This window comes from Devosia sp. 1566 (assembly GCF_004005995.1).
Taxonomy (GTDB): domain Bacteria; phylum Pseudomonadota; class Alphaproteobacteria; order Rhizobiales; family Devosiaceae; genus Devosia.
In genome coordinates, this window is the sequence record NZ_CP034767.1 from 2,796,360 (window position 1) to 2,822,679 (window position 26,320).

General features: G+C 65.0%; 21 protein-coding genes and 2 tRNA genes. 7 read left to right on the plus strand and 16 right to left on the minus strand.

All coding sequences use genetic code 11. The features are described 5' to 3' along the window. Positions 1 to 18: 18 nt before the first annotated feature. Positions 19 to 2,001 carry a 3-hydroxyacyl-CoA dehydrogenase NAD-binding domain-containing protein gene (locus ELX51_RS13505; RefSeq protein ID WP_248305119.1) on the minus strand — a complete coding sequence of 661 codons (1,983 nt, stop codon included), beginning with the start codon at positions 1,999 to 2,001 and terminating at the stop codon, positions 19 to 21. Further along, the gene (locus ELX51_RS13510; protein WP_127754015.1) at positions 1,998 to 4,457 is read right to left on the minus strand and encodes an acyl-CoA dehydrogenase; all 2,460 of its coding nucleotides are present in this window, start codon (positions 4,455 to 4,457) and stop codon (positions 1,998 to 2,000) included. The genes ELX51_RS13505 and ELX51_RS13510 overlap by 4 nt, the downstream gene beginning before the upstream one ends. A gap of 244 nt (positions 4,458 to 4,701) precedes the next feature. Between ELX51_RS13510 and ELX51_RS13515 the strand changes: the two genes are divergently transcribed. The 4 genes from ELX51_RS13515 to ELX51_RS13530 are packed head-to-tail and all read left to right on the plus strand — an operon-like array spanning position 4,702 to position 7,373. Beyond that, positions 4,702 to 6,423 carry a long-chain fatty acid--CoA ligase gene (locus tag ELX51_RS13515; RefSeq protein WP_127754016.1) on the plus strand — a complete coding sequence of 574 codons (1,722 nt, stop codon included), beginning with the start codon at positions 4,702 to 4,704 and terminating at the stop codon, positions 6,421 to 6,423. Then, positions 6,420 to 6,809, plus strand: coding sequence for a MerR family transcriptional regulator (locus ELX51_RS13520; RefSeq protein WP_127754017.1), 390 nt, complete (start codon positions 6,420 to 6,422; stop codon positions 6,807 to 6,809). Before ELX51_RS13515 ends, ELX51_RS13520 begins: the two co-directional genes overlap by 4 nt. A 49-nt stretch (positions 6,810 to 6,858) precedes the next feature. Further along, the gene (locus ELX51_RS13525) at positions 6,859 to 7,113 is read left to right on the plus strand and encodes a type II toxin-antitoxin system Phd/YefM family antitoxin (protein ID WP_127754018.1); all 255 of its coding nucleotides are present in this window, start codon (positions 6,859 to 6,861) and stop codon (positions 7,111 to 7,113) included. Then, a complete protein-coding gene (locus ELX51_RS13530; RefSeq protein WP_127754019.1) occupies positions 7,110 to 7,373 on the plus strand; it encodes a Txe/YoeB family addiction module toxin in 264 nt (87 codons plus the stop codon). The genes ELX51_RS13525 and ELX51_RS13530 overlap by 4 nt, the downstream gene beginning before the upstream one ends. Positions 7,374 to 7,386: 13 nt before the next feature. On the opposite strand, the gene ELX51_RS13535 is transcribed toward ELX51_RS13530, so the two are convergent. The 7 genes from ELX51_RS13535 to ELX51_RS13565 all read right to left on the minus strand — a co-directional run bounded on the left by ELX51_RS13535 (position 7,387) and on the right by ELX51_RS13565 (position 15,931). Continuing rightward, positions 7,387 to 7,683, minus strand: coding sequence for a UvrB/UvrC motif-containing protein (locus tag ELX51_RS13535; protein ID WP_127754020.1), 297 nt, complete (start codon positions 7,681 to 7,683; stop codon positions 7,387 to 7,389). 86 nt (positions 7,684 to 7,769) lie between these two features. Next, positions 7,770 to 9,347 carry a cisplatin damage response ATP-dependent DNA ligase gene (locus ELX51_RS13540; RefSeq protein WP_127754021.1) on the minus strand — a complete coding sequence of 526 codons (1,578 nt, stop codon included), beginning with the start codon at positions 9,345 to 9,347 and terminating at the stop codon, positions 7,770 to 7,772. Next, positions 9,344 to 10,345: a ligase-associated DNA damage response exonuclease gene (locus ELX51_RS13545; RefSeq protein WP_127754022.1), complete on the minus strand. Its 1,002-nt coding sequence runs from the start codon at positions 10,343 to 10,345 to the stop codon at positions 9,344 to 9,346. Before ELX51_RS13545 ends, ELX51_RS13540 begins: the two co-directional genes overlap by 4 nt. Before the next feature lie 33 nt (positions 10,346 to 10,378). After that, positions 10,379 to 11,080, minus strand: coding sequence for an exopolysaccharide biosynthesis protein (locus tag ELX51_RS13550; RefSeq protein ID WP_127754023.1), 702 nt, complete (start codon positions 11,078 to 11,080; stop codon positions 10,379 to 10,381). Between the two features lie 35 nt (positions 11,081 to 11,115). After that, positions 11,116 to 14,025 carry an insulinase family protein gene (locus tag ELX51_RS13555; RefSeq protein WP_127754024.1) on the minus strand — a complete coding sequence of 970 codons (2,910 nt, stop codon included), beginning with the start codon at positions 14,023 to 14,025 and terminating at the stop codon, positions 11,116 to 11,118. A gap of 149 nt (positions 14,026 to 14,174) precedes the next feature. After that, positions 14,175 to 15,149: an aldo/keto reductase gene (locus tag ELX51_RS13560; RefSeq protein ID WP_127754025.1), complete on the minus strand. Its 975-nt coding sequence runs from the start codon at positions 15,147 to 15,149 to the stop codon at positions 14,175 to 14,177. Positions 15,150 to 15,250: 101 nt separating this feature from the next. Further along, the gene (locus ELX51_RS13565; protein ID WP_206524627.1) at positions 15,251 to 15,931 is read right to left on the minus strand and encodes a GntR family transcriptional regulator; all 681 of its coding nucleotides are present in this window, start codon (positions 15,929 to 15,931) and stop codon (positions 15,251 to 15,253) included. Positions 15,932 to 16,107: 176 nt separating this feature from the next. Between ELX51_RS13565 and ELX51_RS13570 the strand changes: the two genes are divergently transcribed. After that, positions 16,108 to 17,388 (plus strand): Gfo/Idh/MocA family oxidoreductase, encoded by a 1,281-nt coding sequence (locus ELX51_RS13570; RefSeq protein ID WP_127754027.1) that lies wholly within the window; start codon positions 16,108 to 16,110, stop codon positions 17,386 to 17,388. 133 nt (positions 17,389 to 17,521) lie between these two features. Continuing rightward, positions 17,522 to 19,036: an ATP-binding protein gene (locus ELX51_RS13575; protein ID WP_127754028.1), complete on the plus strand. Its 1,515-nt coding sequence runs from the start codon at positions 17,522 to 17,524 to the stop codon at positions 19,034 to 19,036. Positions 19,037 to 19,466: 430 nt separating this feature from the next. Here the strand turns inward: ELX51_RS13575 and ELX51_RS13580 are convergent, their stop codons facing one another. The 3 genes from ELX51_RS13580 to ELX51_RS13590 form a co-directional block, all read right to left on the minus strand. After that, entirely contained in the window at positions 19,467 to 20,339 is an 873-nt protein-coding gene (locus ELX51_RS13580) for an aldose 1-epimerase family protein (protein ID WP_127754029.1), read from the minus strand. Positions 20,340 to 20,351: 12 nt separating this feature from the next. Next, positions 20,352 to 21,299, minus strand: a complete 948-nt coding sequence (locus ELX51_RS13585; protein ID WP_127754030.1) for a DUF72 domain-containing protein — start codon at positions 21,297 to 21,299, stop codon at positions 20,352 to 20,354. Positions 21,300 to 21,436: 137 nt separating this feature from the next. Beyond that, positions 21,437 to 21,805, minus strand: a complete 369-nt coding sequence (locus tag ELX51_RS13590; RefSeq protein WP_127754031.1) for a DoxX family protein — start codon at positions 21,803 to 21,805, stop codon at positions 21,437 to 21,439. A gap of 132 nt (positions 21,806 to 21,937) precedes the next feature. Here ELX51_RS13590 and hrpB point away from each other — a divergent pair, with 132 nt between their 5' ends. Continuing rightward, positions 21,938 to 24,397: an ATP-dependent helicase HrpB gene (gene hrpB, locus ELX51_RS13595; RefSeq protein ID WP_127754032.1), complete on the plus strand. Its 2,460-nt coding sequence runs from the start codon at positions 21,938 to 21,940 to the stop codon at positions 24,395 to 24,397. A 180-nt stretch (positions 24,398 to 24,577) separates the two neighbouring features. Here hrpB and msrB read toward each other — a convergent pair whose 3' ends face one another. The 4 genes from msrB to ELX51_RS13615 all read right to left on the minus strand — a co-directional run bounded on the left by msrB (position 24,578) and on the right by ELX51_RS13615 (position 26,279). After that, entirely contained in the window at positions 24,578 to 24,982 is a 405-nt protein-coding gene (msrB, locus tag ELX51_RS13600; RefSeq protein WP_127754033.1) for a peptide-methionine (R)-S-oxide reductase MsrB, read from the minus strand. Between the two features lie 89 nt (positions 24,983 to 25,071). Next, a complete protein-coding gene (locus ELX51_RS13605) occupies positions 25,072 to 25,641 on the minus strand; it encodes a pyridoxamine 5'-phosphate oxidase family protein (protein WP_127754034.1) in 570 nt (189 codons plus the stop codon). Between the two features lie 460 nt (positions 25,642 to 26,101). Then, positions 26,102 to 26,176: transfer RNA gene (locus ELX51_RS13610), tRNA-Val, on the minus strand. 28 nt (positions 26,177 to 26,204) lie between these two features. Further along, positions 26,205 to 26,279, minus strand: a tRNA-Val gene (locus ELX51_RS13615). Positions 26,280 to 26,320: the final 41 nt, after the last annotated feature.

Here is a 26,320-nt window from a genome sequence, read left to right on the forward strand (position 1 = left end):
GCTCTCCAAACAGCGCCATCACGCCTTTCCATCCCGGCGCGCCTGCAGCGGCCCGCCCAGGAACGGCGCAAAGCCGGTGCCCAAAATCACCCCGATATCGGCCAGATCCGCATTGGCGACCACGCCCTCAGCCAGCACAACTTCGGTAGTATCGACCAGCGGGCGGACCAGTTCACGCCCCAAACCTGCGAGATCGGCATGGGCCGGGGTTTCACCCTTTTGCGCCTTGCCGTCGCTCCACTTGTAAAAACCCTGCCCGCTTTTGCGCCCAAGCTTGCCACGCCGCACCAGTTCGGCAAAGCGCGACCCCTCGGGCACGGCATGCCCCAGCTCCGTCGCCACCGACTGGCCGACATCGAGCCCCACCGTATCCATGAGTTCGATCGGCCCCATCGGCATGCCGAAGGCCACGGCCGCTGCATCGAGCAGTTCGGGGCTTTCCCCCGCTTCCACCCGCTCCACCGCGCCGAGCATATAAGGCATCAGCACCCGGTTCACGAGAAAGCCCGGCGCCGATTTCACCACCACCGGCGACTTGCCGATGGCCACGGCAAAAGCCGCGCCCTTGCCGATCTCCTCGTCGCTATTGAAGCGCGAGCGGATCACCTCGACCAGCGGCAACTGGGCCACCGGGTTGAAGAAATGCAGCCCGATCAGCCGGGATGGATCGCTCAGCCCCTCCGCAATCCGCTCCAGCTCGATGGAGGACGTATTGGTCGCCAGGATCGCCCCCGGCTTGATCTCGGTCTCGAGCTCGGCAAAAATCTGGCGCTTGATCGCCAGATCCTCCACCACCGCCTCGATCACCACATCGGCCCGCGCCACGCCCTTGCCATCGGGATCGGCCTGCAGCCGCAACATGGCGGTATCCACCTCAAAGCGTTTCTTCAGCCGCTTCTTGAACAGCGCCTTGCCCCGCTCCAGCGCCGGCTTGATCCGGTTCATGTCGAGATCCTGCAGCGTCACGCTCATGCCGCGCAGCGCGCACCAGGCGGCAATATCCCCGCCCATCACCCCCGCCCCGATCACATGCACGCGCCGGAACTGCTGCCCCTTGGCTGCCTGCTTCTTGAGCCCCTCGGACAAAAAGAACACCCGGCGCAGATTGGTCGCCGCGGTCGAACCCATCAGCGGCACAAAGGCCGGCACCTCGCCCGCAATCATCGCGCGCCAGTCATTGCCGTGTTCTTCAAACAGCTCGATCAGCCCATAAGGCGCCGGGTAATGCTCGCGCTTGGCCTTCTTGCCGACCTTTTGGCGCATCTTGTCGGCCACATAGCCGCGCAGCGGCCCCATCGCCATGATCGTCTTGGTGATTGGCGCCACGGTGGACCGGCGCTTTTGCAGCACGGCCTTGCGCCCTTCCCAGCGCAGATTGTCGCGATGGCGCACCAGCTTGTCGACGAGCCCCAGCCCGCGCGCCGGGCCCGCCCGCAGCATCTTGCCGGTGAGCATCAGGTTCATGGCATCTACCGGCCCGGCCTGGCGGATGGATCGGCCGGTGCCACCAAAACCCGGAAAGATCCCCAGATTGACCTCGGGAAAGCCGAGCTTGGTTTTCTCGTCCTTGACCGCGATCCGGTAGTGGCAGGCCAGCGCCAGCTCCAGCCCGCCGCCAAGGCAAAAGCCGTGAATGCCCGCAACCACCGGGATCTTGAGGTTCTCGATCCGGTCAAACAGTTTATGAGCCTGCCGCAGCGCGTCTGGCAGCAGCGCCAGGTCCATCTTGTCGAATTCGCGCACATCGGCGCCGGCGATAAAGCCGCTATCCTTGCCCGACAGCAGCACCACCCCCACGAGTTCGCGCCTGTCGGCCATCCCCTCGATGCGCCCGATCAGCTCTTCAAGCTCGAGGATCGCCGCGGTGCTGAGCGTATTGACCGGCGCATCGGGGCTATCGATGGTCAGCCAGCCGATATCTTCCACATCCTTGTGGAAGCGCCACGAACCCGTCACGCCCTCAAAGGGCAGGATGGGGGTGTCCATCAGCTCTTCGATCATTCCGCTGCCCTCCGCGCCGGTTCAGCCGCCAATTTGTCGGGATCGAAATCATCAACCCGCACCGCGCGTTCCGTCGCCGCGTCGGCTGCACGCATGATACCCGCTTCATTGTCGTTGAGAACGCCCGCCGCTACCGCATCGGCAATGGCGTCGCGGTCGAGCCGGCGCTCAATCACCCCCTTGCGGGCGGCCTTGACGAACCGCGCCTCGATCTCCTCGGCCTCGGTGACCTTAAGCAGCGCATCTTCCAGCACGCCCGTGACATCATCGGGGTCCATCGACACATAGGCGCCCGTGGTCATGCGGTCGCGGAACTGGCCGGGCTGCAGCACGGCGCGGGCATACCGGTTGTTCACCCGATCCGCTGCCGGGCGGGCATGCCGCCCCAGCGGAAAGCACAATACCCGCAGCGCATTAGCCATGACCCGATTGGGGAAATTGGCGAATACCTCGCCGAACTTGCCCTCAAGGGCAGCAATGCGATCCGCCATGATCGCATCCACCAGTCCCCGATCTTCGGCCAGCCGCCCCTCATCCTCGAAGCGCTTGAGCACCGCTGACATCAGGTAAAGCTCGCTCAAAATATCGGCCATGCGGCCCGACAGCTGCTGCTTGGCCTTGAGCGCGCCACCCAGCGACACCGTGGTCCAGTCCGCCACCAGCGCAAAGCACTGGCTGTAGCGATGCAGCTGCCGATACCAGCGACCCGCCTCATGCTCGGCCGGGCTCGAAGCAAAGGCCCCGTTCGTCATCCCATGGAGGAAACTCGCCACAATATTGCGCAGCATGAAGCTGGTATGCCCGCCAAAAGCCCGGTCGAACTGCCCGAGCCCCTGCGGCCGATCGGGGTTCTGCACCGCCTGGATTTCGCGATACAGGAACGGATGCGCCCGTAGCACGCCTTGTGCGAACGTCATCAGCGTGCGGGTCAGGATATTGGCCCCTTCGACGGTGATGGCGACCGGCGTCGCCATATAGGCGCCAAACAAATAGTTGCTCGGCCCGTCCTGGATCGCCCGGCCCCCGTGAATATCGAAGGCATCATCGATGGTGTCGCGCATCGCCTCGGTGGTCCGATATTTCAGCAGCGCCGAAATCACCGCCGGCCGCTGGCCTTCATCCACCATGGAGGCTGTCAGCCGCCGCGAGGCTTCATAGGTATAGGCGTTCTTGACCATCCGCCCCAGCGGCTCGGCCACCCCTTCCATCGCGCCCACCGGCATGCCGAACTGGCGCCGAATGCGCGCATAGGCGGAGGTCACCCGCAGGCTTTGCTTGATCGAGATCGTGCCAATGGCCGGCAGCGAGATCGCCCGCCCCGTGGACAGGCATTCCATCAGCATGCGCCAGCCTTGCCCGGCATAGGCCGTGCCCCCGATCAGGAAATCGAGCGGAATAAACACGTCCTTGCCCGTGGTCGGCCCGTTCATGAAGGCCTGCCGCGAGGGATAATGGCGCCGCCCGATCTCCACCCCGAGGTGGTCCGAAGGCACCAGCGCCAGCGTGATGCCGATATGCTCGCCCTTCCCTAGCAGGTTCTCGGGATCCTTGAGGATGAAAGCGAGGCCCAGCAGCGTTGCTACGGGCGCGAGCGTAATATAGCGCTTGTCCCAGGACAGGCGCACCCCCAACACTTCGCGCCCCTCATGCATGCCCTTGGTGACGACGCCGATATCGCGCATCCCCCCGGCATCGGAGCCCGAATGCACGCCCGTCAGCGCAAAGCACGGCACTTCGAGCCCCGTCGCCAGCCGCCGGAGATAGCGCTCCTTCTGCTCAGGCGTGCCATATTTTTCCAGCAACTCGCCCGGCCCCAGCGAATTGGGCACCATCACCGTGATCCCCGCCGCCACCGAGCGGCTGGCGATCTTGGACACGATCATGGATTGCGCCTGCGCCGAAAACCCAAGGCCACCATGCTCCTTGGCGATCAGCATGCCAAAGAACCGGTTGTCCTTGAGGAACTGCCACACCTCGGGCGACAGATCCGCTAGATTGTGCCGCGCTTCCCAGTCATTGATCATCGAGCACACCTGCTCGGTGGGCCCATCCAGAAATGCCTGCTCTTCCACGCTCAGGGTCAGTGGGCGGATGGCGGTCAGCTTGTTCCAGTCCGGCCGCCCCGAAAACAGCTCCGCATCCCACCCGACAGTGCCGGCATCGAGCGCTTCCTGCTCGGTACGCGAGACGCGCGGCAACATGGATTTGACCAGCCCATAAAGCGGGCGCATCACCACGGCCTTGCGGATCGGCGCCAGGCTCAACAGCAGCAGCACGATCCCGGGCAGCAGCGCCAGCACCAGCCCCGCGCCCGTCAGCCGATAACCGACTTCGAGATCGATGCCCGACATCAGCCCGATCACGAGGGCCGCCACGCCCCATTGCCAGAGCGGCGCTTCGCGGATGGCCAGCACGGCGATGGCGACCAGGGACAGCACAATCAGCAACAACGCCACGGCAACATCTCCTTGAGGCACACCCGCAACCATCGGGCACCTAACCACTCTAACCAGCCTTACGTAAACGTCAACTCCGCGCCCCATGCGTAGAGCGCCTGCGCTGCAGCGTTCAAAAACCCGGGCAATTGTTTGACGCTAACGTAAACCCATGGGATAAACTGCCGGGCAAACAGGCGCCCTAAGCGGGCTCGCCTACCCGCAAGCGGGCACGCACCCGCGGGACGGCAGGAGGAAAACAGCAATGGATATGGTCAATCCCGAGCCGGGACCGCTTCGCCCCTGGATTGCCAATTATCCCGAGGGCATCCGCTGGGATATCACCATCGATACCCGCCCCGTCCATGAACAGGTGCTGGCCGGCTGCGCCAAGAACCCTTCCGCCGTCGCGCTCGACTTCCTGGGGGGCACCACCAGTTTCGGCGAACTGGCCAAAAGCATCATCGCCCTGGCTGGCGCCTTGCAGCACCAGTTCGGCATCGGCAAGGGCAGTCGCGTCGCGCTGATGCTGCCCAACACGCCCTTTTATCCCATCGCCTATTACGCCGTGCTGCGCGCCGGCGGCACCGTGGTCAACTGCAACCCGCTTTATACGGTCCCCGAGCTCAGCCACATCATGGCCAATGCCGGCGCCGAGCTGATGATCACGCTCGATCTCAAGCAGATCTTTGACAAGGCCGAGGCCCTCGCCGCATCGGGCCACGTCAAATCGCTGGTCGTCTGCCACTTCCCCGAAGCGCTGCCGCTCGCCAAGCGCGTCCTCTATTCGATCGCCAAGCGCAAGGACCTGGCCGACCTCAAGCGCTCCCCTGCGCGCGATCGCATCACCACGCTCAACAAACTGCTTGCCCGCCGCGAAACCCCGGACGCGGTGGTCATCGACCCCGAGCGCGACATTGCCGTCCAGCAATATACCGGCGGCACCACCGGCCTGCCCAAGGGCGCACTCCTGACCCACGCCAATATCTCGGCCAATATGAGCCAGATCGACAAATGGGGCTGCGAGCTGTTCTACCCGCCCTCCAAGGTCGTAGCCGTCCTGCCCTTTTTCCACATCTTCGCCATGACGGCCTGCATGAACGTGCCCCTCTGCAACGGCACCCCAGTCATCATGCTGCCCCGCTTCGAGCTCAAGGCGCTGCTGGACCTCTTCACCCGCACCAAGGCCAATGTCCTGCCCGCGGTACCGACGCTGCTGGCGGCCCTCGGGCGCTCCTCTCCCGTCAAGCCCGAACAGCTGGCAAGCCTGCAGGTCGCCATTTCCGGCGGCGCCCCGCTCAGCAACGAAGTGCGCGCGCAATTTTCCACCAAGTCCAAGGCCCTCCTGGCCGAAGGCTACGGTCTCACGGAGGCCTCGCCCGTCGTGTGCTGCGCCGCGCTGCGCGTTCCCTCCAAGCCCATGAGCATCGGCATGCCGCTGCCCGCCACCGATATCCGCTTTGTCGATGTCGATAGCGGCGAGCTCGTGGGCCCCGGGGTCGATGGTGAATTGCAGGTCAAGGGCCCCCAGGTCATGGTCGGCTATTACAATGACCCCGAAGCGGACGCGCAGGCCTTCAGCGATGGCTGGCTGCGCACCGGCGATGTCGGCCATATCGATGAAGACGGCTATGTGTTCCTCGTGGACCGCATCAAGGACCTCGTCATCTGCTCGGGCTTCAATGTGTATCCGCGGGTCATCGAGGAAGCCCTGCTCACTCATCCCGCGGTCGAGGAAACCAGCGTCATCGGCGCCCCGGACCCTTATCGCGGCGAGGCCCCTGTCGCCTTCGTCAAGCTCCAGTCCGGCCAAACCGCGACCGAAGCCGAGCTCAAGCACTTCCTCACCGATCGCCTCAACAAGATCGAGCTGCCGCGCGAGATCATCTTCAAGGATGAATTGCCCAAAACCCTGATCGGCAAGCTTTCCAAGAAGGAACTGCGCGCCGAATACGCCAAAAGCCATCCCGGGTCGGCGAGCAAATGAACCGCGCCGAACCAGAAAACCGCGATCTCTTCGCCATCGCCGATCTCGCGCGCGAATTCGGCATTTCCACGCGCGCCATCCGCTTCTACGAAGCCAAGGGCCTGCTCGCGCCCGAACGCGTCGGCGCCGCTCGCATCTTCCGCCGTCGCGACCGGGCCCGCCTGATCCTGATCCTGCGCGGCAAGCGCCTCGGCTTTTCCCTGCGCGATATCTCTGACTATCTCAGCCTCTACGATGCCGACCGCAACGAGCAGCTGCATCTGCTCGCCGGCAAGGTCGAGCAACGCCTCGCCTCCCTCGAACAACAGCGCGCCGACCTCGAACTCACCATCGCCGAACTGCGCGAAATCAAGCAGCTCGCCGAGGAGCGGCTGCACAAGCGCTGAGTTGAATTTTTGTACGTAAGTGCGTACATTAAGGGCAAGGAGAAGTCCCATGCGCGCCAAATCCATTTCCGATTTCCGCAAAAACATCGCCGCCGACATTGATGCAGTGGTGACCGACCTCGAGCCCTTGATCGTCACCCGCAACGGCGGCAAGCCGCCGGTCGTGGTCATGTCACTGGAGGAATTTGAATCCTGGAAGGAAACTATTCACCTTTCCAGCACCCAGGCTAATGCCGATCGGCTGGCCCAGGGGAATGCCGATTTCGAAGCGGGCCGCGGCATCAGTACCGACTGGCCTGAATGAGGCTCCTCTTCACCGAGCCGGGTTGGGATGACTATCAGTATTGGCAGGCCAATGATCCAGATACGCTGGCCAAGGTCAACGAGCTGATCAAAGATTGCCGCCGCTCGCCATTTTCAGGCATCGGCAAACCCGAGCCCCTAAAGGGCAACTACAAGGGCTGGTGGTCACGCCGCGTCACCCAGGAGCACCGACTGGTCTACCGCGTCGAGGCCGACGTCTTGTGGATCAACCAGTGCCGCTTCCACTACGACCGGCGCTGACGATCTGGCGCCGCTAACTCCCGCCCCGCGGCTTGACGTTCTTGGTCAACAGATCCGGCTTTTTCGGCTTCACCCAGCCTTTGGGTGGCTGGCGCACCGGCACATGCGTCCCCAGGCCCATCGCGCCCGGCGGCGGCTGTCCCACGGTAACCGTGCCCTCGCCCTCCTCGCCCGGAGCACCACCCTCTCCCTTGAGCCGGGCAATCTCATTGCGCAGCCGAGCGGCTTCCTCGAAGTCCATCGCTTCCGCTGCCGCCTGCATCTGCGCTTCCAGCGCCAACAGCCGCTGGTGATTGGATCGTGATGACATGTTTTTCCGCCCTTTTCTCCCACGCACTGCTGTCACCCCGGCCTTGAGCCGGGGTCCATCCGTAGATGCCAGCATTATACAACCGCTCAAGTCGCCTCGATAAACACCGCCATATCTTCAAGTGTCGCCGCTTCGCTTGCCGGCTTGTCCCAGCGAATGCGGTTGATGCGCGGAAACCGCAGCGCCACCCCCGATTTGTGCCGCGTCGATTCCTGCGCCGAGTCGAACGCCACCTCGAACACCAGCTCCTTACGCACCTCGCGCACTGGCCCGAAGCTTTGCAGCGTATTGGTGCGGATCCACTTGTCGAGTTGTTTGAGTTCCTCGTCGGTGAACCCGAAATAGGCCTTGCCGATCGGCACGATCTCATTGCCTTTCCACACCCCGAATGTGTAGTCCGAATAAAACGAAGAGCGCTTGCCGTGCCCGCGCTGGGCGTACATCAGAATGGCATCGACCACATTGGGATCGCGCTTCCACTTGAACCAATAGCCCTTTGGTCGCCCCGGCAGATAGGGCGAGGTCCTGAGCTTGAGCATCACGCCTTCATGGCCGTGCTGGTCCGCCCCTTCGCGCCTTTGCTGCGCCAGGTCCTCCCAGTCGGTGAACGGCAGCACCGGCGACAAATCCAGCCGCGTTTGCGGGTTGGCCTCGAGCCACCGCTCCAGCCGTGCCCGCCGCTCGGTCCAGGGCAGCCCCCTAATGTCCTCGCGCCCATCGAACAGGATATCGTAGACGCGGATAAAGGCCGGCGATTCCTTGAGGTGCTTGGCGCTCGCCACTTTCTTGTTGAGCCGCTGCTGCAAATCGTTGAACGAGCCCGCCTCGAAATCGCGCCCCACCAGCAATTCCCCGTCCAGCACCGCCTGCCCGTTCACATTCTCCACGATGTCGGGAAAGGCGGCCGCAATATCGTCGCCAGTGCGCGAAAACAGCGATGCCGTGCCCGGGCCCAGCACCAGTTGCACGCGGATGCCGTCCCACTTCCACTCCGCCGAAAAATCCTCGGGCTGGAAGCGGGTCAGATCCTTTTCCTCATCGATCGGATTGCTCAGCATCAGCGGGTGGAACCGCGCGGCATGATCGATATCGGGCCGTTCGGCCTCCCCGCTCAGCCAGGCAAAGAGCTCGGTATAGGGCACCTGCAGCCCGTGCCAGACTTCCTCGATTTCCTGCAGCGGCACCCCGCTCATTTCGGCAAGAGCTGTCTTGGCCAGCCGCGCCGACACCCCGATCCGCAGCGCTCCCGTCGCAAGCTTCACCACCGCCCAGCGCTCATTGATCCCCGCCCGCGTCAGCAGCGCCGCGATCAGCTTGGGCAATTCGCTCTTGGAGGTGGTGTTGAACAATTCGATCAGGTCGGTGAGCGACGGCAACTCGCCCTCGCCGCCATGATGGGGCCAGATCAGCGCGATGGTTTCCCCCAGATCCCCGACATAATCGTAGCTCATGGCGAACAGCACGGGATCGACTTCGCGCAGCACGATGTCCTTGAGCAGCGCCGGCTTCACATTGCGAAAGGTCAGCGCCCCCGTCAGCACTGCCAGCGCAAAGCCGCGATCAGGGTCGGGGGTTTCCCGGAAATACTGCGTCAGCGCCTCGATCTTGCGATTGCGCGAGGGCGTCAGCGCCAGCAGTTCCAGCAATTGGGCAAAGCGCTTCATTCCTCGCCCTCCCCGCCATCATCCTCAAAGCCCTGGATGTTGAGCGGCTCGGCCTCCAGCCCCTGCTGGCGGCACCAATACACCAGCGCATCCTCGCGACCATGCGTCACCCACACGGTCTGCGCTTCGGTCTCGTGGATGGTCTGACCCAGCTCGCCCCAGTCGCAATGGTCCGAAATCACCAGCGGCAATTCCACCAGCGCCTGACGCGCCCGCTGCTTGACGCTCATCCAGCCTGAAGCCTGGCAGGTCACAGGATCGGGAAAGCGCCGGCTCCAGCGGTCGCGAATGGCCGAAGGCGGCGCAATCACGATCGCGCCGGCCAGCTCCGCCTTGGCCACGCCCGTTGCCGGGCGCAGATCCCCCAGTGGCACGCCAAGCTCTTCATAGAGTGCACAAAGCCGGATCATCGCCCCATGCAGATAGATCGGCGCGTCATAGCCAGCATCGCGCAGCAGCCCGATCACCCGCTGCGCCTTGCCCAAGGCATAGCAGCCGATCAGATGCGCCCGCTCGGGGTTCTTGCGCACCGAATTGAGCAGCCGCCCGATCTCGGTTTGCGGCTTGGGATGCTGGAACACCGGCAGCCCGAAGGTCGCCTCCGTCACCAGCAGGTCGCAGGGCACCAACTCATAAGGCTGCGCCGTCCGATCGGCGAGCCGCTTATAGTCCCCCGTCACCACCACGCGCTGTCCATCCTGCTCGATCAGCACCTGCGCGCTCCCCAGGATGTGCCCTGCCGGATAAAAGGTGATCCTGATGTCGTCGACCACAAGCGGCTCGCCAAAAGGCAGCGCCTGGAACTGGTCCGCGCAATCCTCGCCATAGCGCACCTTCATGATGGCGATCGTGTCGGGCGTGGCCAGCACCGCTCCATGCCCCGCTCGCGCATGGTCGGCATGGCCATGGGTAATGATCGCCCGCGCCTTGGGCGTGGACGGATCGATAAAGGCATCGATGGCCCGAAGATGGAGGTTCTTGTCGAGGATCTGCGGCATGGTAGCTGCCTAACGCCCCAACCCTCGCGAGGTTCAGGGCGTCTCCGAGCCGTCTCCCCCCGGCAGCAGCGGATCGAGGATCTCGAGCGGTGTGCCTTCGAGCGGCGGTACAAGATCGGGCACGTCCACCCCGAACACCAGCCCGATCGCCTGTGGCGCGAGCCACAGCCCCAGCGCCACCAGCACGGCAAGGCACCCCCACCAGACCAGCGTCAGCAAACCGTCGCGCGCCGACAGCGCCAGCGCAAAGATGGCGATCACCGAAGCGGCGATGGTCGAGGACAGCGGGATGAACTCCAGCAGCGGCATGATCGCGCCCATCAGCACGCACACCCCCGCCCCCAGTCGTCGGGCCCAGGTACCGGTCAACACCAGCCAGCGCCGCCGCACCACCCCGTCCGCCATCCGGCTCACCGGATACAAAAAGCTCAGCAGCTTGCCCACATGCTTGGGCGCCAGCGAACGCCGCGCCAGCCAGCCCGGCAGCCAGATACGGTTGCGCCCCAGCATCAGCTGCCCCGCGACCAGCACCGTGTTGAGCCCTACCAGCGAGGGCACGCCCGGAATGATGCTGAGCGGCGAGACCACGATCAGCGCCGGCAGCAGCAGCATCGGCCCCGCCGCCTGCGCTCCAGCGACATTGCGCAAGGCGCCGATCGACACCGCTTCACCGGCGGCGGCCCGCGCTTCCACCTTGCGCACCAGCCGCTCCAGCGAGCCTTCAGCCTGCGACATGCAGCATTCCCTTTCCGGCGCCCGAGCGCTGTCCCCTAGAGGACCTTGCTCACGTCGAGCAGTCCCGGCCGCTGCGCATTGGCGGCAGTGATAGCGGCTTCCCCGCCCAGCACCACCACATGCCCATGGCTCGCCACCGCCGCAACGGCTTCCGCCAGTTCAGCGAAATCCTTGCTGCTGGCATTGAGCACTTCGTCGCGCCGCTGCTGGCGGATCGCATCGGTCGTGCCGGTCAGCTGCCGCCACATCGAGCCATAGCCCTTGGCATCGGGGAACTGGTAACCGTCCATATCCCCGATCACCCCGATGATGGAACGCGTCAAATCGTTCTCGCCCACCCCAGCCGCCAGCGCCTTGGCCGCGCCGTCATAGACATCGACCGTCTTGAGCAGATTGGGATCGCGATAGCTCAAAAACGAGAAATTGCCCGAGGTCAGGTCAAACCGGCTCGAGCCGCCATAAGCGCCGCCCTGCACCCGCACCTTGTCCCAGAGATAGGTGGTGTTGAGATATTTGAGCGCCACGCTCGCGGCGGCCGAAACCTCGAACCCCAAGGCCTTGAGGTTGGCGCCCTTGCCGACATAATTGACCTGCGCCGGGATCACGAGCCCTTCCGAGCGCGCCGCCAGCGGCCCCGGCCATTGCTGTAGTGGCTGTTCCACCGCCGGCAGCCGTTCGGTGAACGCGCCGATCTCGCCCTGCGCCTGGTTCCACAAAGCGCCGTCAGTGGTCACATTGACCACCATATGCGGGCGGTTAAACAGCGTGTCGCGGATGGTTTCGAGCACCTGCTGCACGCCGGCCCAGTCGCTGTCGATCCGCCCGACCAGTTCGCGCAGGAACTGCAGATAGCTGATCCCGCCCATGCGCTCGGACAGGGCGCCCGCCTGCGTCAGGCCGGCCTTGAGCCTGGTATCGACAATGGCATTGCCGCTCGGCACCAGCCGCGCTTCAAAGCCTGCCTTTTCCTCGAGCGCCATCTGCCGGAACCGCTCGCGGTTATCCAGCCGCGCATCGAGCAGCACATCGCCCATGATGGCGAGCAATTCCTCGACCTTGTCGGCCACCGCCTTGCCCGAAAGGAAGAACCACGCCGCCGTCTCGGCGCTCCCTTGCATCGCCGAAAGCCCGCGATGCTGGTTTATCCCGCCCGTGCTGCGCCCGATGCGCTGCGTCAGCGCCACGAAATCTTGCTTGCTCGTGCCGGTTTGCAGCAGCGCCCGCCCAAACAGCGGCAAATAGGGCAGCAGCTCGTCAGGCAACACATGCAGGTCGAACCCCAGATCGAGATACACGATCCCGAGCGTTGGCAGGTCGTGGTAGAACAGCCGCGCGCCCCCGATTTCGCCGGTTTCCACCGGCACCTTGCGGATCTCGCGATCGAGGTCACCCAGCGTCAGTGTGGGGATCTTGGCGAGATCAGCCGGATCATCGGCGGTTTCCTGCAGGCGCTTGAGCTTTTCGGTTTCGCTGATCGTCGCTGCGATAGCCGCCTCGTCCATGCCGGCGCGCACCTGAGCGAGCTTGTCGGCTTCCGCCGCCGCTTCACGCGCCCCCTGCTCCGGATCGGCCTCGAGCGTCACCGTGGTGCGGTGAGTATTGTCGAGGAACAGCCGGCGGATTTCGCCTTCGAAATGGCCCCCTTGCGCCTTCTCCTTGAGCGCCGCCAATGCCGTCTCGAAATGCAGCGGCGCCAGTGGATCCCCACCATGCAGCCAGGTCGCGAGCGCGGTGAACATATAGGTCATCCCGCGCGGATAAGAGCCCGTATTGTTTTCGCGCAGCGAGAACTCGAAAGTGTTGATCGCCGCCTCGAGCTGATCGCCCGGAAAGCCGCGCTCCGCGATCGCGGCCAGCGTATCGAGGATCAGCGTTTCGACCTTGGGCGCATTGGCCGGGTCGATCCCCTTCATGCCAAAGCTCGCCATCGGCTGGCGCAGCCCCGAGCCGATCCCCCCGCCTGTCATGCCCTCGCCCAGCCCGGATTCGGTCAGCGCCTTGCGCAGCGGCGCCGCCGGATTGCCGGCCAGCAAATAGCTCAGCAGCCCGTGCGACAGCGCTTCCTCGCGATCAGCGGGCGGATCGATCATCCAGTTGACCGAGATCATCCCGTCGCGCGGCTTGTCGGCGTCCTTAGTGCCCGCATAGGTGCCGTGGAGCTGGCGCGGCGCATTAAAGCGCGGCTGCAGCCCGACTTCCGCGTCGACCTCCGCCCGCTCGAACTGCGAGAAATAGGCGTCGAGAATATCGAGCCGCTGCGCCGGATCGTCGTCGCCCGAAAAGAACGCCCGCGTATTGGAGGGATGGTAGAACTTCTCGTGGAAGCGCTTGAACTGCGCGAAGGTCAGGTCGGGAATGGCCTTGGGATCGCCGCCCGAAGACTTGCCATAGGTCACATCGGGATAAAGCGAGCGCTGCGACAAGTCGCGCATCACCGCATCGGGAGAAGAAAACACCCCCTTCATCTCGTTGAAGACCACGCCCTTGTAGACCAGCGGCGCCTTGGCATCCTCGAGCTCGTAATGCCAGCCCTCCTGGTGGAAGGTGTCTTCGGTCAGGAGCGGGAAAAACACCGCATCGAGATACACATCCACAAGGTTGTAGAAGTCCTTGAGGTTCTGGCTCGCCACCGGATAAGCCGTTTTGTCCGGAAAGGTCATGGCGTTGAGGAACGTGTTGAGCGACCCCTTGATCAGCTCCACGAACGGCTTCTTGACCGGATATTTCCGGCTCCCGCACAGCACTGAATGCTCGAGAATATGCGCGATCCCGGTGGAATCGGTGGGCGGCGTCTTGAAGGTGACGCCAAACACCTTGTTCTCATCGCTGTTGACGAGGCTCAGAACCTCCGCCCCGGTCTTTTTGTGGCGATACAACAGCGCTTGGGAATCCACGTCAGCGATGCGTTCGTCGCGGACCAGTTCAAAGGCGGGATGGGAAAACATGACTACTCGACTGCCTGACAATTGCCCCCAAGGTAAGCAGCCCAAGCCTGATCCGCTAGGGGCAAGCCCTCCCTCCCCCTTGAGGGGAGGGATCGGGGGTGGGGGTTCGGGCGGTTCAACCCACTCGCAACTTGCGAGCTTCGCCCCCGCTAGACCCCGCCGCGAATGGCCGGCTTCACGTCCTTTTCATACCATTCCTTGAGCCGCGTATTGAGCGCGGGAAAGAGGCTCCGCTGCTCGCTTGCGGCCACATTGTCGGCCAGCTGCTCGGGCTTGCTCACCCCCGCAATGATCGTCGACACCTCCGGGTGATCAAGGATCCAGCGCAGTGCAAACTGGCTCAGCGGCATGCTTTCGGGCGCGAGTCCCTTCAGTTCCTGCACCAGTTCCAGCCCCCGCTCATAGGGGATGCCCGAAAAGGTCTCGCCCACCGAAAAGGCTTCCCCGTCCCGGTTGAAGTTGCGGTGGTCGGTCGCCTCGAACTGCGTATCGCGGCTGAACTTGCCCGACAGCAGCCCGCTCGCCAGAGGCAGCCGCACGATGAGGCCGACATCGCGTTCCGCCGCCTTGGGCAACAGCTGCTCGGCGGCGTCCTGGCGCAACACATTGAAGATAATCTGCAAGGTCGCGAGCCCCGGCTGTTCGAGGCAGAGCAGCCCTTCCTCGATCGTTTCAACGCTCGCGCCCCAGTGGCGCACCAGCCCTTCGGCCTGCAACCGGTCCATCCAGCCAAAGATCGAGCCTTCGCGCAACACCGCGGTGGGCACGCAATGCAGCTGCGCCAGGTCCAGCGTCGCTACGCCCAGCCGCCGCGCCGAACCCTCAAGGCTCGCCCGCACGCCCTCAAAACTGTAATTGTTGGGGAACAACCCGCCCCCGCGCCCGAGCTTGGTGGCCACCCGCACCTGCGCGTTCTTGGGGTGCGCGCCGATCCGGCTTTCGCTGAGGCCCCCACCATAAACATCGGCCGTGTCCCAGAAATTGACGCCAGCCGCATCGGCCGCATCCAGAATGGCATTGGCGGTCTCGTCGCCCACCGGCCCGAACCCGCCACCCAATTGCCAGCAGCCCAGGCCGATCTCGGAAACCTGGTACCCCGTCTTGCCCAATCGCCGCTGTTTCATCGCCACTCTCCCTTGCCTTGACCCCGGCTTAACCCGCTGGGGAGAAAGGGGCAACTGCACGAGCCGGTTCCGCCCCCAGCCCCAATCGGCTGGGGCTCGGTTCAGCCTTCGTCGAAATATTCGGGAAAATCGGCAATGGTCTGGGCCAGCAGCACTTCGGCCCGGGCCAGATGCGCCCGCATCGCCGCTTCGGCCGCCACCGGATCGGCGGCCGCCACCGCATCCACAATCTGCCGATGCTCGGCAATGGCGCGCTGGCTCGAGGACACGCCCAGCGTCAGATAGCGCACCCGGTCGAGCTGCATCTTGTGATCGTCGATCAGCTGCCAGGCATATTCCACCCCCGCCAGCCGCGCGAGCACTCGGTGAAACAACTCGTCGAGCTCGTGGAAGCGCCGATGGTCGTCGGCCAGTGAAGCCTGCTCCTGCTCCGCGAGCAGCGCCTCGAGCTCGGCGCGCACGCCCGGCGCGGGCTGCGCCGCCAGGCGCCGCACGATCTCGACTTCGATCGATTCGCGGATGAACCGGGATTGGCGCACCCCATCGGGCGAGATTTTCTTGACCACCGTCGCGCGCTTGGGCCGGATCAGCAGCAGCCCCAGCTGCGCCAGCCGGATAAAAGCTTCGCGCACCGGCTGACGCGACACGCCATATTTAGCGGCGATATCGCTTTCCGAAATCACATCGCCCGGCTTGAGGGCCATGGTGATGATGTCGTCGCGCAAAGCCCGCACGACGCGCAGCGCCATGGTTTCTTCGCCGGTTTGGGTCACATCGGCCACCACTTGCTTTGCTCAACTCCGGGCAGGATCGAATGCACGCCAGCGCCGGGGCCTGCCTGCCCGGGCTTTCCCAGTGCATATCGCGCGGCGCATCATAAAAGAAGTAGTGCCACAGCCCAATCTTGTATGGTAGATGCGAAAGCAGCCTCGTTACCTCAAGACCGGAGTTTTCCCCTATGGCCAAGACTTACGCGCTGGTGGGCACCGGCGGTCGTGCCCGCATGTTCTATGAAGCGATCTTCGGGCCCCATCGCGAGCATTCCCGCCTGCTGGCGCTCTGCGACACCAATCAGGTGCGCATGGATTTCACCAACCGCGTGATCGAAACCGAGCTGGGCGGCCAGGCCGTGCCCACCTTCAAGGCCAGCGATTTCGGCGCCATGCTCAAACAGCACCAGCCCGATACGGTGATCGTCACCTCAATCGATCGCACCCACCACCACTACATCATCGCGGCGCTGGAAGCCGGTTGCGACGTCATCACCGAAAAGCCGATGACCACCGACCCCGAAAAGTGCCAGGCCATCCTCGACGCCGTCGAGCGCACCGGCAAGCAGGTCCGCGTCACCTTCAATTATCGCTACGCCCCGCATAATTCCGCTTTACGCGAACTGATCGCCGAAGGCGCCATCGGCACCCCCACTTCCGTGCATTTCGAATGGCTGCTCGATACCCGCCACGGCGCCGATTACTTCCGCCGCTGGCACCGCGACAAGCGCAATTCGGGCGGCCTCATGGTGCACAAGTCCACCCACCATTTCGACCTCGTCAATTTCTGGCTGGGCTCCCAGCCCGATACCGTCTTTGGCATGGGCGACCTCAAATTCTACGGCCGCGCCAATGCCGAAGAGCGCGGCATCTTCACCCCCTATACCCGCACCACCGGCGTGGAGGCCGCGAAGAACGACCCCTTCGCCATCGATCTCACCAGCAACCCGGTGCAAAAGGGCCTTTATTGGGACGCTGAGAAGGAAGATGGGTATCAGCGCGATCAGAACGTCTTTGGTGACGGCATCTCCATCGAAGACACGATGAATGTCATGGTCCGCTACCGCAACAAGGCGGTGATGACCTATTCCCTCTATGCCTATGCGCCCTGGGAAGGCTTCAACGTCGCCATCAACGGCACCGGTGGGCGCCTCGAGCTCACCGTGCACGAAACCTCCTACATCAATGCCGGGTCCACCTCGGACACCGAAGGGGCCGCCAAGGGCGTCACGCTCTACCACTTCCCCTTGGGCGGCGAAGCGCGCCAGGTCCCGGTCAAGCATGGCGAAGGCGGCCATGGCGGCGGCGACAAGATCATGCTTGAGGAAATTTTTGGCAATGCGACGCCAAAACCCGGCTATGGCGCCAATCACCGCGACGGCGCCCTCTCCATCCTCACCGGCATTGCCGCCAACCAGTCCTTTGCCACCGGCCTGCCGGTCAAGGTCGACACCCTCGTGCGGCTCTGACGGCGACAAAGTAAACTGTGACTCAACGGCTCGGCCCGGCTTTCATCGCCGGGCCGATATGCTAGGGAAGCCCTTCGTCCCCCTATGCGCGAGTCCCGCCACCGGCACGAACCCGCGCCTACCCGGAGCAGGAATGAAGGTTCAGATCGACATGGGCGCTACCGGCGCCGGCGTTTCCAAGGGAAGTGCCTTGCTCGATCTCGAGGAACTCCTTGCCACCCGTCTCCTCGTGCAAGGCAATTCCGGCTCGGGCAAATCCCACCTCCTGCGCCGCCTGCTCGAGCAAAGCGCGCCCTGGGTGCAGCAATGCATCATCGATCCCGAGGGCGATTTCGTCACCCTTGCCGACAAGTTCGGCCATGTCGTGGTTGATGCCGCCCGCACCGAGGCCGAGCTCACCCGCATTGCCGGCCGCATCCGCCAGCACCGCGTCTCGGTCGTGCTCAACCTCGAAGGCCTCGATGTCGAGCAGCAGATGCGCGCCGCCGCCGCCTTTCTCGGCGGCATGTTCGATGCCGATCGCGACCACTGGTATCCCGTGCTCGTCGTCGTCGACGAAGCCCAGCTCTTTGCCCCCGCCGTTGGCGGTGAAGTGTCCGACGAAGCGCGCAAGCTTTCGCTCGGCGCCATGACCAACCTCATGTGCCGCGGCCGCAAGCGCGGCCTCGCCGGTGTCATCGCCACGCAGCGCCTCGCCAAGCTCGCCAAAAACGTGGCGGCCGAAGCCTCCAATTTCCTCATGGGCCGCACTTTTCTCGATATCGACATGGCTCGCGCCGCCGATCTGCTGGGCATGGAAAAGCGTCAGGCCGAGCAATTCCGCGACCTCGCGCGCGGCCATTTCATCGCTCTGGGCCCCGCCATTTCGCGCCGACCGCTGCCCGTTGTTATCGGCACAGTGGAAACCTCGGCCCGCTCCACGAGCCCCAAGCTCACCCCCTTTGAAGCCCCGGTGGATGCCGCCGAGCTGATCTTCACCGCCGAGCCCGAGCTCGCCCGTCCCGTGGTGCGCCGCCCCGCTCCGCCCCCGCCGCCCTCGACCAATGAACTACTCGCCCAGGTCGCCCGCGCGCGCCCGGAAGCCGAGCCGACGCCGCAATCGCTGTTCCCCGAGATCGACGAAGCCGAGCGCGATTCGCAGATCGACGCCATCATGGTCGAACTCTTGAGCGACCCCGACGCCGCCTTCCGCACCACGGCGGTGCTCTATCAGGATTTCCTCGTGCGCTGCCGCATCCGGCGCGTCCCCGGCGAACCGCCCGAACTGCCGGCCTTCAAGCGCCGCCTCGCCGTCGCCCGCGTTGCGCCCGAAAAGGAACTGGCCGACAGCGATGGCTGGCAGGCCGCGCTCGCCATGTCGGAAACCCTCACCGACGACGTGCAGGGCGTCTTTCTGGTCTTGGCCCAAGCCGCCCTTGCCGGCGAACCCTGCCCTTCCGACGCCACGGTGGCGCGCCTTTACGGCACCCACTCCACCAGCCGCGCCCGGCGCCTCCTCACCTGGTTCGAGGAACGCGGCCTCCTCGTTGTCCGCCTCGACTTCCGCAACAACCGGGTCGTCGCCTTCCCCGACCTCAACTGCGAAACCGCCCCCGGCGACCCCAACGGCCCCGACGCCCTCATCGACGAACGCCCCGCCGCCGAATAATTCTTGTCCGGCAGTCCACGGGCGCCGCCCAGCACACGATTGTCACCCCGGCCTTGAGCCGGGGCCCATCTCGAGATCTCACCCCAGCCCCCAGAAGTGCGAACGACCGCGGCCCTCCCTCCCTTTGAGGGGAGGGATCGAGGGTGGGGGTTCAGGCCTCTCCGAAAACTGAAAGCCGGCGCCTCTTGCGAGCGCCGGGCATCGGCCCTTTCGCCTCCCTCCCCCTTGAGGGGAGGGACCGAGGGAGGGGGTCCCTCAACACTGCACCGGCGCTGCCCAGCACGCGATTGTCACCCCGGGCCTGACCCGGGGCCCATCCCGAGATCCCACCCCAGCCGCCAGAAATGCGAACAACCGCTGCCTTCCCTCCCCCTTGAGGGATCGAGGGTGGGGCTTCAGGCCCCGCCGCAAACCGGAAAGGCGGCTGCCCCTACCCCAACACCTCAACCGCAAACCCGAACCGCGCCACCCCGCCCGGCACCAGCGTTAGCGTCAACGGCCGCTCCTCGAGCGCCGGACCCGCCCCCACCCGTGCCGCCATGCCGTGCCAGGGCTCTAGGCACAAGAACGGCGCCTCCATCTTGGGTTTGCTCCACAAGGCAAAGGCCGGCAGATTGCTCCAGGTGAAGTGCAAACCCTTGCCGCTTTCCGCCACGAACCGGATGCCGCTGCCGGCTCCTTGCGGAAACACCAGCGCATCCTCATCAAACAGCCCATGCTCCAGCACCAGTTCACCCGCCTTGAACGGCGACGGCAGCATGTCGGGGCCGAGCAGACCCCCTTCGAGCTTGGCCCGCGCCGGCTCGGCCCCATTATCGAGCACGGCGCGATGCTCCTCGCCCGCGCAGCCCGGCAGCGGCCAGGCAAAGGCGGGGTGAAATCCGAGCCCAAACGGAATCGGCCGCCCATCGGCATTGGTGACTTCCGCTTCCACCACGACCTTGCGCCCCTCGAGCCGGTAACTCACGGCCAGGACGAACTCGAACGGATAAACCTCGTGCGTTACCTCTGACGCCCTGAGCTCGAAGCGGCAGTGATCCTCCCCCTGCTCAGCCAGCGTGAAAATGCTCCGCCGCGCAAAGCCGTGCTGGCTCATCGCGAACATCTGCCCCTCGATGCTCACCTGATCGTCCGGCGCCTTGCCCACAATGGGAAACAGGACCGGCGCCCGCCCATTCCAGAATTGCGGATCGCCATGCCACAGCCATTCCCCGCCATCCGCGGTGGTGATCGACTGCATTTCCGCCCCCATCGGCGCAAGGGCGACGCGCAGATCTGCATTGGCGATGGTGATCAGATCCATGGGATTTGCCTTTCAAATTTGTGGAAGGGTTCGACGCGAACGGGCCGCTATGCGCACCGCCTTGGCCTCGTCAGCATTGGGCGGCGCCCATTGCACTCCGAGTCGCGCCATCAAGCCTAGCGCATCTCCGGGTGCCATCAGCTTGTCGGTATTGTCGAAAAACAGGTAAACATCGCGCTTTACGCCATCCGCAGTCGGACCGGTGACAAAGTTCCCATCGGTCGCCTGCCCGGTGGACCACCGCCGCACCCGCTCGGCCCAGCTATCGAGCTGGGCGGGGGAATAGCCTGACTTATAGAGCTCCTCCGAGCCATGCAGGCGGCAATAAACAAAGTCCGCCGTCACATCCATCAGCAGCGGCCAGCTCACCGTGTCGGCGCAGACCAGCGCAATCTCGTAGCGCCGCAGCAGCTCGATAAACACCGGGTCGCAAAAGCTCTGATGCCGGATTTCCATGGCGTGCCGGATCGGTCGCACCACCCCGTCGCCGAAATGCGGCGGCGCCCGCAACCGCCCGTCATGCCGCCGCGCCAGCTCTGCCGCCTGCGCGGTGTCGCGCGGCAGCAGCCGAAAAAACGCCTCGAGCCGCTCCGGGTTGAAGGCAAACCGCTCGGGAAACTGCCACAGCACCGGCCCCAGCCGCTCCCCCAGCGCCAACGGCCCCGAAGCAAAGAAATTGGCCAGCGGCGGCTCGGGATTGGTGAGCTTGAGCATATGGGTCAGATAGCGCGGCCCCTTGAGCGCAAACACAAACCCTTCCGGAACCGCATCGCGCCATTGCTCGAACGACTTGGGCGTCTGCATCCCATAAAACGTGCCATTGATCTCGAGCGCATTGAAATGAACCGCGGCAAAGGCCAGTTCGCGCTTTTGCGGCAGCCCTTCAGGATAGAAATTGCCGCGCCAGGGCGTGTAGGTCCACCCCGAAAGCCCGATCCTGATCTCCCCGCACTGCGCCAATCGCTGCCCCGTTCACACCTGCTCGCGTCTCAACGCCAGCATGCCAACGACGTTGCAGGGCACTTTCTGCACCCTCCCCCTTGAGGGGAGGGCCGGGGTGGGGGTTCAGGCCCCTCCACCAACTGGATCCCGCCCCCTCACGTCAACGGAAACACGCCCCTGATCCGCGGCTCGCGCAGCCACAGCGCCACCCAGGCGAACACCCCCAGATAGAGGCTAAACAGCGTATGGCTGAACAGCGGATTATCCACCCGCAGATTGGCCGCCAGCGCCGCCCCCAGCAGCCCGGTCAACAACACCGCCCCCAGCAGCGAAGTGCGTGGGATCACAAACAGGACGGTGCACACCGCCTCGATCACCCCAATCAGCAGCAGATATTTAGGCGGCCATCCCACCGCCTGCAGCGGCTCCAGCGCCAGCGTCGAGCCCAGCAGTTTTGGCGCCACCGACGCACCCAGCATGAACAGCGCCAAGAGCCCCGTCATGATCCAGCCAGCAATAATCATTCTTCGTCCCCACAACCCCGGCAGCCTCACGCTGCCCCCTCCCTCTGACGCTCGCCAGCCGCCCTTGCCGACACGCCCCCCATCTTTTCGCGGCGCTTGCCCCCGGCCCCGCCATGCGCCACAACCCCGGCCATGTCCCTGCCGCCCCTCCCCATCGACCAAGCCCTCCCAGCCCTTCACGACGCGCTGGCCGCCGGCCCCTATGCCGTGCTGGTCGCGCCGCCCGGCGCGGGCAAGACTACCCGCGTGCCCCTCGCCCTGCTGGAGGCGCCCTGGCGCGCCGATAGCCGCATCATCGTGCTCGAGCCGCGCCGCCTTGCCGCCCGCGCCGCCGCCACCCAGATGGCGCGCCTGCTTGGTGAGGATGTCGGCGCCACCGTGGGTTATCGCGTCCGCATGGATAGCCGGGTTGGCCCCAGGACCCGCATCGAAGTGGTCACCGAAGGCGTCTTCACCCGCATGCTGGTGGATGATCCCGAACTGACCGGCATCGCCGCCGTCCTCTTCGACGAATTCCACGAGCGCAGCCTCGATGGCGATCTCGGCCTCGCCCTCACCCTCGATGCCGCCGCGCTCCGCCCCGATCTGCGCGTCCTCGTCATGTCCGCCACCGTCGATGGCGCTGCCGTCGCGCGCCTCCTCAACGATGCACCCGTCATCGAAAGCCTTGGCCGCACTTTCCCGGTCACGACCGAATATCGCGAGCCCGATCCCCTCGCCCGCCTCGAAGACGCCGTGGCCACGGCCGTCCTTGCCGCCCTGCGCGAGCATGAGGGCTCGGCGCTCGTTTTCCTGCCCGGCCAGGGCGAAATCGCCCGCACCGCCGAACGCCTCGCCGAACGCCTGCCGCCCCACATCAGTCTCGCCCCGCTTTACGGGCAGCTCACCCCGGCCGAGCAGGACCGCGCCATCCAGCCCGCCCCGCCCGGCCAGCGCAAGATCGTGCTCGCCACCTCGATTGCCGAAACCTCGCTCACCATCGAAGGCATCCGCATTGTCGTCGACAGCGGCTTTCGCCGCGTCCCCGTTTACGAGCCCGCCACCGGCCTCTCGACCCTGCAAACCCGCCGGGTGTCCCGCGCCGGGGCCGATCAGCGCCGTGGCCGCGCCGGCCGCACCGCCCCCGGCCACTGCATTCGCCTCTGGAACGAAGGCCAGAACGCCGCGCTCCAGCCCTTCGATACCCCCGAAATCCTCGCGGCTGACCTCGCCGGCTTTGCTCTCGATCTCGCCGCCTGGGGCGTCGCCGATCCCAGCCAGCTCCCCTTTCTCGATCCCCCGCCCGCCCCGGCCTGGAGCGAGGCCGTCGCCCTGCTGCAAAGCCTCGATGCCCTCGATGCGGCAGGCCGCCTTACCGCCGCGGGAAAGGCCCTGGCCCGCCTGCCGCTCCATCCCCGGCTCGCCCATATGGTGGTCGAAGGTGCCGCCGATGGCGACGCGCAAACCGCCGCGGAACTGGCCGTGCTGCTTGCCGAACGCGGCCTTGGCGGCGACGGCATCGATCTAGCCCATCGCCTCGATCGCTTTCGCCTCGATCGCTCACCCCGCGCCCGCGATGCCCGCGCCCTTGCCACCCGCTGGGCCAAAGCCGCTGGCGGCAGCGCCGCCGACAACACCGAACCGCAATTGGTCGGCCATCATCTCGCCCGCGCTTTCCCGGACCGCGTCGCCCAATCCGCCGGTGCGCGCGGGCGCTTCCGCCTCGCCAATGGCCGGCAAGCCAGCATGGAAGCCACCGAAGCCCTCGCCGCCGTGCCCTTTCTCGTCGTCACCGATCTGACCGGCGCTGCCGCCACCGCCCGCATCCGCGCCGCCGCTGCGCTGGAGCGTGCCGAGCTCGAAACCCTCTTTGCCGACAAGATCACCACCGAAACGAGCCTCAGCTTTGACGAGGCCAGCGCCAGCATCCGCGCGCGCCGCACCCGGCGCCTCGGTGCGCTGCGCCTTGCCGATGAACCCGTGCCCGTTGATGATCCGGAAGCCGCCGCTGCCCTGCTGGCCGAAGCGGCGGCGCGGCGTGGCGTCGATGCCCTTCCCTGGAGCCGCGAGCAAAAGGCCTGGCGCGCCCGCGCCAATTACCTGCACGCCACGTTGGGCGACGACTGGCCCGACCTCAGCGCCGAGGCCCTTGCCGACAGCACCGCCACCTGGCTCGCCCCCGCCCTTTACGGGTTGACCAAACTCTCCGAAATCACCGGCGAACAGCTGCGCACCGCGCTGGATCTCCTGCTTCCCTTCGCGCGGCGCCAGGAAATCGAAGCCCTGCTGCCCAGCCATTTCACCGCCCCGACCGGCAATGCCGTGCCCATCGACTACACCGCCGAAGGCGGCCCTGCGATCGAGATTCGCGCGCAGGAACTGTTTGGCCTCACCCGCCATCCCACCATCGCCAATGGCCGCATTCGGCTGGTTCTCGTGCTGCTATCGCCCGCCCACCGCCCGATCCAGACCACGCGCGATCTGCCGGGCTTTTGGGCCGGCTCCTGGCGCGATGTCGCCAAGGAGCTCAAGGGCCGCTATCCCCGCCACCCCTGGCCCGACGATCCCGCCGGGGCGCGCCCCACCGCCCGCGCCAAACCAAGGGGAACTTAGGGCCACGCCCTCTTGGGTTCGAGGCGCCAAAAGCGCACCTCTCCATGAGGCCTGTTGATGCATCGAGTTCCCAGTAGCCCTCATGGTGAGGTGCGAGCTCTTCGCGAGCCTCGAACCACGAGGGCGTGCCCCCGAGGCCGGGCACAAAAAAGCCCCGGATCACTCCAGGGCTCTTATGTCTTATTCGGCAGGCGAAAAATTCAGCGCCACACCATTGATGCAATAGCGTAGCCCCGTGGGCGGGGGACCATCGGGGAACACATGCCCCAGATGGCTGCCGCAGCGCGAGCAATGGCACTCCGTGCGTACCATCCCGTAGGAGCGATCCTCGGAGGTCTCGACCGAACCGGGCAGCGGATCGTTGAAGCTCGGCCAGCCCGTGCCGCTCTCGAACTTCAGCGTCGATTCGAACAACGGCTGGTCGCAACCGGCGCAGGTGAACGCACCCGCCCGCGTTTCATGCAGCAGCGCGCAGGACCCCGGCCGCTCGGTGCCGTGGTTGCGCATCACCTGGTATTGCTCGGGCGTCAGCCGCTTGCGCCATTCCTCATCGGTCCGCGTGACCGGAAATGCATGAGCATCCATGCCATTCTCCCGCTTGTTCCAAAATTTCAACATGGCTTTCATATAGTGCTGCACCCGCCCTGGCGACAGGCCCAACCCCTCCGAGCCGTTCAAGCCGAGGTGACCGGCGCCTCGAACAGCCCCGTGGGAAAGCCATCCTGGCTCACCTGGTTCTTTTCGCGCCAATAATCCTCGATGCCATCGACGCCCTTGGCCCGCGCCCAGCTATCCATCTGCGGGCGCTCCTCGCGATAATCGAACAGCGGCACGCCATAGCCGCACGAGCTCTGCACCAGCTCGACCTCGAGCCGCACCATCTGTCGCGCCCCAAGCGGCGCCTCGCCCCCGAACTGCTCGGCCAACAGGGTGGCATATTCCTCGCTCTCGCGATGGATCACCCGCCCCTGCCCATACAGCCGCAGAATCAGCGGCGGCCCGTCCACAGCGCAAAACATGATGGTCAGCCGCGGATCGATCCGCAGATGCGCCGCCGTTTCATTGCCGCTGCCGGTGCGGTCGAGATAAAGCACGTCATTGTCCCCGAGCACCCGGAACATGTCGGTGCTCCGCGGCGACATGTTCACATGCCCCGTCGGCGCGGCAGAAGCCGTGAAGAACATGTGCTGGGCCGCAATGAACTTGTGATGGTGGGATTCGAGCTGGGGAAATCGCTTTGCCATCCCCCATTTCTGCTCCCGCCCCAGCTACCCGCGCAAGCTCTTTTCATCAGCCGCTAGAACCTGCCGCCAAGTTCTTTCTCTTCCCCCAAAACATGCCGGAACCGAGGCTCCCGCCCTCCCTCCCCCCTGAGGGGAGGGCTGGGGTGGGGGTCAGCGTCGTGGCCGCATTGTGCCCGCCACGACGACCCCCTCCCTCAATCCCTCCCCTCAAGGGGGAGGGAAGAAAGTGCCCCGGCAAGCGCGTTATGCCATCCCCTTTGCAGGGCAGGCGCAGACAGCAGTCATCGAGAAACCGGCGAATCAATGCTCGTCGTCACGCACCATCCGCCCCAGCTTCGGGTCGGGGCGAGTCGAAAACAGTAATGTCCGAGAACCGGCGCGCAACGTAGATTACTACGTGAGCACCGGAAGCGCAGGTCATTGCTGTTTGCAGGCCGCCCCGGCGCGAGGAAGGGGCGGATGGTGGGAGTAACAAGGATTGAACTTGTGACCCTTCGCGTGTGAAGCGAATGCTCTCCCGCTGAGCTATACTCCCATCGCCATCGGCGAATAGACTAGAGAGATGGTGGGCGTAACAAGGATCGAACTTGTGACCCCCTCGATGTCAACGAGGTGCTCTCCCGCTGAGCTATACGCCCATCTCTCCGGGAAGGAACCGCCGCTAGGCCGTCCCAATGGC